The organism is Acinetobacter sp. S40 (genome assembly GCF_016624705.1).
Taxonomy (GTDB): domain Bacteria; phylum Pseudomonadota; class Gammaproteobacteria; order Pseudomonadales; family Moraxellaceae; genus Acinetobacter.
Map to the genome: position 1 here is coordinate 400,338 of NZ_JACVTU010000002.1, position 12,289 is coordinate 412,626.

The 12,289-nt window shown below is 41.1% G+C and carries 12 protein-coding genes; 1 reads left to right on the forward strand and 11 read right to left on the reverse strand.

Annotated elements, in window-relative coordinates:
* Window positions 1-94: 94 nt before the first annotated feature.
* The 7 genes from IAE19_RS04495 to IAE19_RS04525 all read right to left on the reverse strand — a co-directional run bounded on the left by IAE19_RS04495 (window position 95) and on the right by IAE19_RS04525 (window position 7,533).
* A complete protein-coding gene (locus IAE19_RS04495; RefSeq protein WP_200459733.1) occupies window positions 95-766 on the reverse strand; it encodes a sarcosine oxidase subunit gamma in 672 nt (223 codons plus the stop codon).
* A 3-nt stretch (window positions 767-769) separates the two neighbouring features.
* Window positions 770-3,685 (reverse strand): glycine cleavage T C-terminal barrel domain-containing protein, encoded by a 2,916-nt coding sequence (locus tag IAE19_RS04500; RefSeq protein WP_200459734.1) that lies wholly within the window; start codon window positions 3,683-3,685, stop codon window positions 770-772.
* On the reverse strand, window positions 3,682-4,005 hold the full coding sequence (locus IAE19_RS04505; protein WP_200459735.1) for a sarcosine oxidase subunit delta: 324 nt from the start codon (window positions 4,003-4,005) through the stop codon (window positions 3,682-3,684). Before IAE19_RS04505 ends, IAE19_RS04500 begins: the two co-directional genes overlap by 4 nt.
* A gap of 12 nt (window positions 4,006-4,017) precedes the next feature.
* Complete coding sequence (locus IAE19_RS04510; protein WP_200459736.1) at window positions 4,018-5,256, reverse strand: FAD-dependent oxidoreductase; 1,239 nt, start codon at window positions 5,254-5,256, stop codon at window positions 4,018-4,020.
* 55 nt (window positions 5,257-5,311) lie between these two features.
* Window positions 5,312-6,205 (reverse strand): bifunctional 5,10-methylenetetrahydrofolate dehydrogenase/5,10-methenyltetrahydrofolate cyclohydrolase, encoded by an 894-nt coding sequence (locus IAE19_RS04515; RefSeq protein ID WP_200459737.1) that lies wholly within the window; start codon window positions 6,203-6,205, stop codon window positions 5,312-5,314.
* Window positions 6,202-7,068 carry a formyltetrahydrofolate deformylase gene (gene purU / locus IAE19_RS04520; RefSeq protein WP_200459738.1) on the reverse strand — a complete coding sequence of 289 codons (867 nt, stop codon included), beginning with the start codon at window positions 7,066-7,068 and terminating at the stop codon, window positions 6,202-6,204. The genes IAE19_RS04515 and purU overlap by 4 nt, the downstream gene beginning before the upstream one ends.
* A gap of 231 nt (window positions 7,069-7,299) precedes the next feature.
* Window positions 7,300-7,533, reverse strand: coding sequence for a hypothetical protein (locus tag IAE19_RS04525; protein WP_200459739.1), 234 nt, complete (start codon window positions 7,531-7,533; stop codon window positions 7,300-7,302).
* A gap of 378 nt (window positions 7,534-7,911) precedes the next feature.
* On the opposite strand from IAE19_RS04525, the gene IAE19_RS04530 reads away from it, so the two are divergent.
* Window positions 7,912-8,250 (forward strand): P-II family nitrogen regulator, encoded by a 339-nt coding sequence (locus tag IAE19_RS04530; protein ID WP_200459740.1) that lies wholly within the window; start codon window positions 7,912-7,914, stop codon window positions 8,248-8,250.
* 72 nt (window positions 8,251-8,322) lie between these two features.
* Here the strand turns inward: IAE19_RS04530 and IAE19_RS04535 are convergent, their stop codons facing one another.
* The 4 genes from IAE19_RS04535 to IAE19_RS04550 are packed head-to-tail and all read right to left on the reverse strand — an operon-like array spanning window position 8,323 to window position 11,995.
* Window positions 8,323-9,453: an aminomethyltransferase family protein gene (locus tag IAE19_RS04535; RefSeq protein ID WP_200459741.1), complete on the reverse strand. Its 1,131-nt coding sequence runs from the start codon at window positions 9,451-9,453 to the stop codon at window positions 8,323-8,325.
* Window positions 9,454-9,483: 30 nt separating this feature from the next.
* Window positions 9,484-10,494, reverse strand: coding sequence for a heme-dependent oxidative N-demethylase family protein (locus tag IAE19_RS04540; protein WP_200459742.1), 1,011 nt, complete (start codon window positions 10,492-10,494; stop codon window positions 9,484-9,486).
* Between the two features lie 15 nt (window positions 10,495-10,509).
* Window positions 10,510-11,454, reverse strand: coding sequence for a PDR/VanB family oxidoreductase (locus tag IAE19_RS04545; protein WP_200459743.1), 945 nt, complete (start codon window positions 11,452-11,454; stop codon window positions 10,510-10,512).
* The gene (locus IAE19_RS04550; protein ID WP_200459744.1) at window positions 11,447-11,995 is read right to left on the reverse strand and encodes a dimethylamine monooxygenase subunit DmmA family protein; all 549 of its coding nucleotides are present in this window, start codon (window positions 11,993-11,995) and stop codon (window positions 11,447-11,449) included. The genes IAE19_RS04545 and IAE19_RS04550 overlap by 8 nt, the downstream gene beginning before the upstream one ends.
* Between the last annotated feature and the right edge of the window lie 294 nt (window positions 11,996-12,289).

The following is a 12,289-nucleotide window of genomic DNA, read 5'->3' on the forward strand; positions in this document are numbered from 1 at the left end:
GACTGCAAAGATGTACCATTTCCACTCTTTATTTAAATAAAAAAAGGCATAGACCTTAATCTATACCAATTTTGTTTTGAAATGAGTAAACAGCTTACAATAGCCCTTCTATGCCCACCGCCTTACCATCAAATTCAGTAATGGCATCTTGCAAAACTTCCCACAAATATAGAGCAGCCATTCGGTCACAAAGAATATCGAATTTTTGCGTTTGGGTATCACTCACATTAATCACAATCGCATTGACCCGAGCAACAGAGGTTTGCGCAATTTGTCCTATAGCAAAAACTTCACTGGATAGATCAACTCCACAGAGTTTTGCCATCACCCAAGCCGCAGTTTCCCCAGTCAGTTGTAACCATGCATGGCTGTCCTGTCGGGGCAATAAATAATTTGCACGATCATCCATTGTCCAGCCATTTTCTAACTGATTGATTCTTTCACCAAAATCGGTGAGTGAACCTAACAATAAATATTCTGTCGCAGATAAACGCGCAACCCAACTCCCATCGGCCTGTTGTAAAGCAAAGTTTGGGACTTCTGGTAAATAAAATCCAAAACTACTCAAATAATTTGCCGTATCAGCTCCACGAAAACCCACTCGAGAAAGGTTTGTTAAATCTATAATGGCAGATTTTTGAATCTGCCATTTGGCATCTATAGAGTCATCTTTCAGAAACATTTTACCCTGACCAAAAGCTTGGTAAAGTGAGGTAGGAACTGTTTTAGCAATCGGACTGCGCTGTGCATGATATAAATTTTGCATGGCTTAAACCTCCTGACGTTGGTTTTGTGGATCGTAAAACGGGGCTTTGACGACTGTCGCAAGTACAACGGCACGATTCTCAACACGGATTGGAAATTGTTGTCCAACTTCACTTTGATTAATCCCGACATACGCCATTCCAATAATTTTGTCCACGGTAGGTGAATATTCGCAGGACGTGATATTGCCTGAAATATTTTCGCCCTCAAGTACAAGATGCCCTTCAAGTGGCTGCTCTTGAGATTTATCCAAAACAAAAGATACCAGTTTACGTTTCAACGGTTGTGCTTCTAAAATCGCAATTGAACGCTTACCAACAAACCATGGTTTATTACGCGCGACAGCCCAGCCTAAATCAACTTCTAGAGGATGAGTCATACCGTCGGTATCTTGACTAATAATGATGTGGCCTTTTTCTAAACGTAATAAACGCTGACTTTCTACTCCGAATGGTTTCATATTGAAAGGCTTACCTGCTTCGATGAGTTTATCCCACATAAACTCCCCATAACGTGCCGGGAAATGAATTTCATAGCCCAACTCGCCCACGAAGCCAACGCGTAAAATACGCACAGGAATACCATAAATGGTTCCCTCACGGAGTCCCAAATATGGAAATGCCTCGTTGGATAAATCGACATCATGGCAAATTTGTCTCATCACTTCACGCGATTTGGGCCCAGCAATATTAACGGCGGCCAATGCTGTAGTCACATTCGTAATGTCAATATTTAAACGCCACTGTACATTCCATTTCAGCATTTGCTGGTAAATACGATCTACCCCACTGGTGGTGGCGGTCACATAAAAATGATTTTCGCTTAAACGTCCTGCCACACCATCATCAATCACGACCCCATGCTCATTTGCCATGACAGCATAACGGGTTTTTCCGACTGGCAATTTGGCAAAACCAAAGGTATAAAGTCGATTTAGAAATTCGGCACTGTCTGGCCCACGAACATCCAGACCACCTAATGTTGAGACATCAATAATGCCGACATTCTGGCGTACATTATTGACTTCATCTGCTATATTTTTTAGTCGTTCATCTGGGTTTCCATAAAAGGCTGGACGTTGCCAATTGCCAGCGGGCATCATTTTCGCACCAGCTTCAACATGTCGGCTGTGCATGGCTGTTTGTCGATATGGTTCAAAACCACGTCCTGCCACATGCGCCAGTTTTTCAACAGTAAATGGCGGACGCGCTGTCGTTACACCCGTTTCACTCATGCTGCGCTGAGTCGACTTTGCCACCAATCGGGCTGTAGGCAAAGCCGAATGACGTCCTTGCGATGGCCCCATTCCCACGGTTGAAAACCGTTTCACCAATTGCACATCTCTATAACCACATTTAGTAGCATTCACGATATCGCAGATTTGTAAATCTTCATCATAATCAACAAACTCTTTGCCTTTTGGGTGTTCAAAAATCGGCCATGGAAAGTTTACTGCTGCCTCATGGAGCATTTTGGGCTGATCTTGCTGTATATCCTGTCCTAAAGCTTGAGCCACAGCCAAGCGTGCAGTGTACTGTGCATCATTTAATACATTTTCAATATGATGCACGCCATTGACTGAACCTACGACATGTAAGCCTTGAGGCAAGTCTGAAATATTAAATTCAGCTTTTTGCTCGTCATAACTCAGTTTGCCCCCCGCCTGACACAACAATTGATAAACAGGCATATAACCAGAAGACATGCATAAAACATCGCATTCCAGCTTGTTGATGACATTACCAACTTGCCCCTCACTGATAATATTGCGAATTTCCACACCCGTTACACGATGCATGCTTTTATCATGAAAAGCTTCATAAACCGTACTGTTCATATAGCATTGAATTTTTTGCTGTACCGCTTGCTGCAAGCTTTCATTGGCGGTCGTTGCGCGTAAATCAACCAAAGCCTCAACATTTAAACCCGCTTCAATAAAATCTAATGCAGCATAGTAACCATCATCATTCCCAGTCAGCATCACAATGCGCTGACCTGGCTTGACCGCGTATAATTTGATTAGTCTTTGCGCTGCACTGGTTAATATCACTCCTGGTAAATCATTGTTGCGAAACACAACAGGCTGATCAAAACTGCCACTTGCCACCACACATTGTTTAGCACGTACTTTATACATACGTTTGCCTTGAATTACTGGTAAATAGTGATCAGTAAACCATGCATTACATACTGCTTGTTTCATCACCGTAATGTTGCCATGTTGCTCAACAGCACTGACCAGCTTGGCACGTAACTCAGCCGCTTTTTTACCTGACAAATCGAACCGTGCATAGTTCAAACTACCGCCAAGAATTTTCTCTTGCTCAATTAATAAGACGTTTGCACCCTCGTTGGCTGCACTTAATGCCGCTTGTAACCCTGCTGGTCCAGCGCCAATCACCGCAACATCTGTAAATAAATAAGCTTTATCGTAATACTCAGGCTGAAAATTTAAATCCACAATGCCCAAGCCCGCTTTTTTTCGGATTAAAGGTTCCCAAAGTTTCCAGACTCCTTTGGGTTTGAAAAATGAACGATAATAAAATCCGACTGGCATAAATTTTGAAAACTTCCCTAAAGAAGCATTACTGTCTTTCAATAAGCTGCCCGAAAAATTCTGACCCGATACTATTAGATTTGTGCTGATTTCAGTGGTATCCGCTAATACATTGGCCTCATGTGGCAATTGAATCAAGGTATTGGCGTCTTGACCCGCTAGAGTCAAAGGTGCACGAGGGCGATGATATTTAAATGAACGTGACATTACCCAACGCTGTTGCCCAAGTAAGGCACTGGCAATACTGTCACCGGCAAAACCCGTAAATTTTTGCTGATCAAATTCAAACTCAATGGTTCTTTGACGGTCAATTAAACAGCCATAAGGTAAAGGCAGTCGTTGTAAAGTTTCACTTTTACTCATGTTAATGACTCCTTATGTACTACAGTTGCTGTCGCTTCAGGGGCAGAGAAATCAATGCGTTGTGAAAATAACGCTTTGGCATCAAAGGTTCTTAAAATTTTATCGGTCACAGTATGACGTTCAGCGATGAACCAGTAACTGCTTGGTGTATGCATCCACCATTCGAGGACAACACCAGCAATATTTCGAGTATTGAACACATAATCTGCCCATGCCTCGTCACTGCAAGTGTTTTGATCAATCATTTCCTTGAGTTCGCCGCCATAGGTAAATTCGCTGATATTACGAGGGCCATTTAAAGGACAATGCATAATTTTCATGTAATCTACTCCCTAGTGGCTGGCCGCAGTGGCGCCCATTTCATTGACTTGCTGAAAACGACTAAAGCGTTCTAGCGCAAACGGTTTAATCAACTCAGGTGTACGACCAGTCGCAACCAGCTCTGCCATAGTTTTTCCGCAAATTGGTGTGGCCTTAAACCCCCAAGTTCCCCATCCAGCATCGAGATAATAATTGTCATAGGGTGATTTCCCCATAATCGGACTATAGTCGGGTGTCATATCAGTAATGCCTGCCCATTGCCGCATTAATTTCACATTTGCCATAAATGGGAACATTTCAATAGCATGTGCCAGCAAGCTTTCTTTTAAATCGAGTGTTGAACGCGTGTTGTACAAGGGATACGGATCAGAACCGCCACCAAATACAATTTCCCCTCGACTGGTTTGCTGTACATAACAATGCAATGCAGATGAACTCACCAATGGATTAATAAACGGTTTAAATGGCTGTGACACCATAGCTTGTAAAGGGAAGGTATGAATTGGAGCGCGGATATTCAGTTTGTTCATTAAAATAGAAGAGGAACCTGCAATCGCTTGTACGATACAACCACACTGTATAGTGCCTCGGTTGGTTTTCACTGCGACGACCTTATTTTTTTCTACAACAAAATCTTTAACTTCTGTGAGCTGATGAATTTCCACCCCACGCTTTGCTGCTTCTTTGGCATAGCCCCATGCTACGGCATCATGGCGTGCAGTCGCCCCGTCAATATGCCATAAACCCGCCAAGACAGGCAGATGTGCCGGGTCAAGATTCAGGCAAGGTACCAATTCTTTAATCTGTTGGCGGTCGATCATTTCAGTACGGCCACCAAAATGTTTATTGACTTCAGCACGCTGGCGAAAGGCTCTGACCGTAGAATCTGTATGTGCCAGAGTCAACTGTCCACGCTCAGAATACATAATGTTGAAATTGAATTCATTGGACAGATTTTTAAATAAATTTACTGACTCGGCATAAAACTTTACCCCTTCGGAGGTAAGGTAATTCGAGCGAATAACCGCAGTATTTCGCGCAATATTGCCACTGCCCAGATAAGATTTTTCCAACACGGCAATGTCTGTAATGCCATGATATTTTGCCAAGTAATATGCGATGGCTAAACCATGCCCGCCTGCCCCAATAATGACAATGTCATAATGAGTTTTGAGTTCCTTGGGTGGAGGCAAATCCACTTCCACAGGATATTCATGGCTCAATCCATACTTCAGTAGACCAAAAGGCATGGGTACATTCCTCCGCGGCGTTTCAAACGCCTGTGATCATTCGGATAATTTCGTTTTACAATTCAGCGTGCTGCAACTTGGCAGCATGCAAGGTATTTTTCATTAAATAAGCAATAGTCATCGGCCCTACTCCACCTGGTACAGGGGTGATAGCACTTACGATTGGCAGTACATCATCGAAGTCGACATCGCCTACCAAACGATTTTTGCCATTTTCCAGAATTCGGTTAATCCCAACATCAATCACCACCGCATCAGCTTTAACATAAGATGCATTGATCATTTTTGGACGCCCTACCGCTGCGACAAGAATGTCGGCCTGCTGGCACACTTGCTGTATATTTTTAGTCTTGGAATGAACTATCGTAACTGTACAGTTTTCTTTTAAAAGCAAAGCTGCCATAGGCTTACCGACAATATTGGAACGTCCAGCCACCACCGCATGTAAGCCACTCAGATCATCACCCAAACTGTCCTTTAGCAGACGGATGCAACCCGTTGGTGTGCATGGGGTAAGCACATCACGACCTTGGCTCAATCCCCCGACATTTTCACTATGAAAACCATCGACATCTTTTTGGGGATCGATACGTTGTAATACATCGGTTTCATTAATATGTTTTGGCAAAGGCAACTGCACTAAAATGCCATGTACACGGGTATCGGCATTGAGTTCATCAATTTTGGCAAGTAATTGTTCTTGATTCAGATCAACTTCAAAACGAAACTCCAAAGAACGCATGCCAACAAATGCAGCTTTTTCGACTTTGTTACGGACATATACGTGACTTGCAGGATCTTCACCGACCAAAATCACCGCTAAACATGGTTCAATACCCTGCTGTTTCATTTTGACAACTTCGTATTTGACTTCGTCTAGAACCTGCTGTGCTGTGGTTTTACCATCAATGATTTTGTCATCATCTTGTTGTAATAGGCCCAAGCTCATTTGAACACCACCGTACGATCATCATTCATAAATACGCGGTGCTCAACAAAATATTTTACTGCTTTAGATAACGCCACGGTTTCGGTATCACGGCCAACAGAAACTAAATCATCTGGCAAATAAGCATGGTCAACACGTTGTACTTCTTGCTCAATGATTGGCCCTTCATCTAAATCACTGGTCACAAAATGTGCTGTTGCACCAATCAATTTAACTCCACGCTCATAGGCTTGATGATAGGGTTTAGCACCTTTAAAACCTGGTAAAAACGAATGGTGAATATTAATGGCACGACCAGAAAGCTGTGTGCATAAATTATTGGAAAGGATTTGCATATAACGCGCTAAAATTACCAGTTCCGTACCGGTTTCATCCACGATGTCGAGCAATTGTTGCTCTTGCTGCTGCTTAGTGTCTTTGGTTACGGGCAAATAGATGAAGCGAATGCCTTCACGTTCAGCAATTGGTCGTAAATCTAGATGATTAGACACAATGGCTGTGATCTGAAAATCCAGTTCGCCCTTATGATGGCGATACAATAAATTCAGCAAACAATGATCAAACTTACTGACCATAATTAAAACTTTCATCGGATTATTTTTGTCATAAAAGCTTGCATTCATGGCAAATTTTTCTGCTACCTCACCAAAATTTTGCTTGAGTTCCTCAATGTTTCCTTTGCCGTTATTAAAACGAAAAACGATGCGACTAAAAAAATATCCGGTTGTTTCATCATCGTATTGTGACATTTCACTGATATAGCAATTATTACCTGCTAAATAGCTTGATACCGCAGACACAATGCCTGAAGCAGCAGGACAACTAATTTTTAAAATGTATTGCTCGATTTGATCGTGGGACATAATGAATTCCTCAATGTTAAGTCCTAAACGTGATGACGGATGATGACAATTCGCATTGAAAAAGTTTCCTTTCAGGAAATTAATTTTCTTAGTAGTAATTTATAGTTTAATTTTTCCTAATCGTCCATAGTTTTTTGGATTTTTTTTTCTTATCAGGAAACTTTTATAGATATAAAACATAAAAACTAGGAAATGGTGGTATTGCTTTCAATACCACGCATCACTTTTGGCCTAACATAGAACTTCAACTTTGTGGTATTGCTTTAACTGTAGTAAAGACTGAAATGGATTATCGGACTGACACAAGTTGTTTAACTGCTCGTGAAACTGGTGAATAAATACATCATTGCAATTAATGACCCAGCCTTTAATCGACAGGGTTTCCACATTTTCCATATAAAGTTCACACGTTTTTTGTCCAATTAAACGTATGTTTTTGATCTTAAACAAACTAGATTCATTCATGGCATTACCTTCTAAATTAAGGGTAATGTTGTATTAGCAAGCTTTATGCCATTCTAAAAAAGTCTTTTTGTTCAACTAGATAAAAATACAACCAATAAAATATTCGTGATAGGAATTTTTTATGCATCAAAATTAAGCAAAAAATGTTAGTTTTGCCCTACGATTTACCGTCTAAATATACCTCTTCAAATATTCAACTAAACCCATAAGAAAAGTCCAAAGACGCCTATACCTCTAAAGAAGTACCTAAAAAAAGTCTTTGAATTTTATAAAGAAATATAGACTTTTCCTGCTTAAATTCTATATAACAAAAGAGGAAACGAGATGATGACAAATTCGTAAACCCAAGCTTATTGACCTTTCAATCAGGGGAATCAAATGAAATTGATCACCGCAGTGATAAAACCATTTAAATTGGATGATGTCCGTGAGGCTCTTTCTGCACTAGGCATTCAAGGCATAACTGTTACTGAAGTAAAAGGGGTTGGACGACAAAAAGGTCATACCGAAATGTACCGTGGTGCCGAATATAAAATTGATTTTTTACCCAAAGTCAAACTAGAAATTGCTTTGGATGATACATCTGTAGAAACGACCATTGATGCGATCAGCAAAGCTGCATCTACTGGAAAAATTGGCGATGGTAAAATTCTTGTGTCAGCACTTGAACAAGTGATCCGTATTCGTACGGGTGAAACAGGTAGAGATGCTCTCTAAATTGATTTCCTTTTTTTAAATAGCTATAAAAAATCCTGCCAATTCTGACAGGATTGTTCTTTTTGATTCGAATTAGCCTTTTGCGGTTCGCTTTAATTTTTGTGGATCATCGAATGGTAAGCTATGAGTTTCAGCAGTCACGTCTAAACTACCTTTTACCGTCAATGCTTTGCCATCTACTGCATAAGGCACATCAACACGGGCTATAGCAACCGACTTTTTGCTTAACGGAGAATACATGCCACAGGTAATTACACCTATTTGGGTATCACCATCCCATAGGGTATCCCCCATTTCCGCCGCTTGTTCAGTGTCTAAAACTACGCCATAAATCTTAAAACGCTCTTTGTCTTTTAAACGCTTATGTTCATAACCACCACGAAACTCTCCTTTGGTCGGTGAAACGGTAAAATCAAGCCCGAGTTCCCACAATGTATCGCCTGATTTTTCATTTTTGAATGGAAAATATTCGGAGTTATCGTAAGGATAAAACAAGAGATAGCTTTCTACGCGTAACCAGTCCAGCGTGACAAATGAGCACGGTACAATGCCATAGCTTTTGCCTTTTTCTAAAATCGTATCCCAAATTATAGGCGCATCATTGGCTTTACAGAAAATTTCATAACCACGTTCACCCGTATAACCTGTTCGTGAAATCATGACTGGACAATTAAATAGACGTGTTTGAATATGATGGAAATATGGCAAATCGCGAATACCTGGAACATACTCTGCCAGAAAATCCACGGCCAATGGGCCTTGTAACGATAAATCATGTAAATCATCATCAAATAAAATTGCAACCTGACGCCCGATGGCAGAACGAGTCAGCATTTCTAAGCCTATTCCCGTACCATGTACAACCAGAAATGAATTTGGACCCGTGCGATAAATCACGCAATCATCCACAAATCTGCCTTCTTCATTGAGCATGCTGGCATAAGCAGATTTACCCGGATAGAGTTTTGAAATATCTCGTGAAGTTGCATATTCCAATAGGCTTTCCGCATGTGGTCCAACATAGTGAACTTTCTTTAAACCCGAAACATCCATCAACCCTGCTTTAGTCCGAATTGCAGTGTAATGATCAGCAGTATTGCTGTCATAAGTCCATGCCGTTCCCATCCCGTTCCAGTCTTCGAGTTTCGACCCCAATTGACGGTGACGTTCTGCCAATGCCGAAATACGCCATAAATTTGCCATACTTAATTTTCCTTTTTAAAAATACTAATTTTATTCATCAAATTGACTTAACCATTGCACCAAGGGTTCTCGGTAATGGCTAATGCCTTTGTAGTCGGCAATTGGCTCGGGCAAGTCCCGAATCACGCGATGTAAACGCCTTGCCCAAATTGGATTTTTTACCAAATCATTCAGACTTATCAGATAAGTACGAATACTAAATAACAAGGCATTACTACGTGCTAAACGCGGCATCATTTGTAGTTCAACACGTAAATGTACCAATTCACCGGCATTGTCTTGGGTAACTAATGCTCGCTCATGTCCCCATAAATGATAGGTTTCAGAGGAAGTATCCATACGTGGATTGATTGTCATCGTCCAGTTCAAACGACGGTATGGTTGATCGACCTGAATATTGAGTAAAAATTTTAAGGCACGATCAAACACCCCTAAGTTATGTGCAAGTTGTGGCACAGGCGCATGCCATTGTTTGAAACTCATTCCTGCATCAAAATTCAGCGACCAATCGGCTGGTCCCGTAATCATGCCGGCATCCATGTATAAATCGCCATCACGCTGATCAAGCAAGGCAATATCACCTTGTACCTGTCGAGCGATAAATTCAAAAGGCTCAAGTGGTAATGTGGCTGCATCACCAAAAGTAAAATGAATATCAATGTTTAAAGGCTTATTCACCCAATGCCATGCTTTACCGTGCTGTTGCAACTGGAAATGCTCTGGGTAATCGTGTGATAAATGGGTCATGGCCATTTCCAAAAAATCCCAAGCTGCTTGATGCATGTGCGGTAAAACAATGCAACGTTTAGGATCACTGGCGAGGGTTAACGCCCGCTCGTTCATTTCTGTTAAATAATGCTCATCAATATCAAACCAGTATTCAAAAACAGTGTCCGATTTTGAAACAACAGGTTCAATATTCACAGAATACATATAGTGGTCTTCTGGAAAAGGAAAAGGAAAACGTGCAATCGCTTTGGGGCTGTTGTAATAATAAAATTGATCGCGCATCTGTTCTGATGGATTAAATTGAATAGTCATAAGCAATGTTCCTTTCTATAAATCGAGTTCGATGCAACTGCCATGCTTGGCACGCGAAACACAGGGCATGAGAAAATGCTGACGTTCTTCGGTATTTAAAAAATGATCGTGATGATCAATCTCACCATTTTTATATTTCAAAGCGCACTGCCCACACACACCGCCACGGCAGAGACTTGGTACTTCCACGCCTTGAGCCTCTAACGCTTCGAGCAAACTGTAATTACTCGCTACTTCTATCGTTTTTTGACGTTTAGTTAGTTTTGCCTGAAACGGTGTTCCTGCAGGTGGTGAGGCAAAGGCTTCCCAATGCACTCTATGTTTTGACCAGCCTAACTTCTGGGCGGCATCTTTTACTGCATCAATTAAACGATCTGGCCCACAAATATAAACATGTGTATGTAAATCTTGCTGTTGCAACAGTTTTAGGACATCTAAACGACATTCAGTACGTTCCGAATAGACATTTAATTGGGCTGGAAAGAGTTGATTTAATACCGATTCATAAGCATTACTGACTTGATCTCGGCAGGCATAATGCAGCTCAAAGCTCCCACCACTGTGCATCAATTGCCGAATATGTGACATAAAGGGAGTAATGCCAATGCCACCTGCAATAAATACATGATGTTGGGCTTGAGAATGCAATGAAAATAGATTTAATGGCGCTGAAATTTTCAGAATGTCACCGACGTTCACCTGATCATGCATAAACCGTGAACCACCGCGAGAATCGTCCTGCAAGCGTACTGCAATCTTATAATATTGATTTTCAAAAGGATCACTGAGCAATGAATAAGCATTTCTTAAAATTCGATCTTGTACTGGTAATTGCACCACTACATGGCTACCCGATGAAAAATGTCTTAAAGGTTGATCGACTGACTCAAAGGTAAATTCACGAATAATTGAAGTCATTTGCTCAATTTGACTCACTCTTACTGGCATGAGATTAGACATGACTCACCTCCAGCGCTTTAATCTTTTGGTAAGGTCCACCTAGATGTTCAGCATTGGCACATACCCCCATGTATGCCCCCAAACGTTCGGAGAAATGGCTACGAATCAGCAAATCAACGCCACAGTTTTCACATTGACAAAACTCTTCGGAATCGCTGTTTTGCATATGAAAGCAATGTACGCAATACACGTTACGTTTACCCTCAATCAGCACTCTCGCAATTTCATCTTTGAGCAAACCTACTTGGCGTAAGGCATGATCGACCAACCAAATAAAATACTCTTCGCCATGAATCACGGCGCGCCATCCCGCCTGCGCCTGATTTAAACATTGAAAAACTACAGCCTGTATTTGTTCTGCCCAGATGGCTGAATCTTGAAAAATAAAAAAATTCTCAAAATCAACATCTCGCATTTTTTGCTGTATATGCTGAACTGCTGTTGGCTGAGATGACTGAACCAGAAATAGTGTTTTCCCATGTAGTATTTGAAGATCATGGACATTCTGATAAACAGGCGTACTGAGCATGTGTTCTTGCATCGCAGAGTCCCCGTGTAGTGAAATAAGAAGATCAATCAAGAGTAAAATTATTTTCTTGGTAGGAAAATTTCCTTGAAGGCATACCTCTTTAGGGGTATTTAAATGAATTTTTTTATGGGATGTGACATTTATAGAGAAGTCTTGGCTCAAACTGTCAAACGCTAGAAATAATCCAAGAATCTTTAATCCTGATTAGCTATCAAGACAGGCAATATGAATGGCGGACTGCAACAATGCTTCGTATTGTCAGTCCGACAACAGATTTTTATTACTTTTCATTTTTAAAAAGTAAAT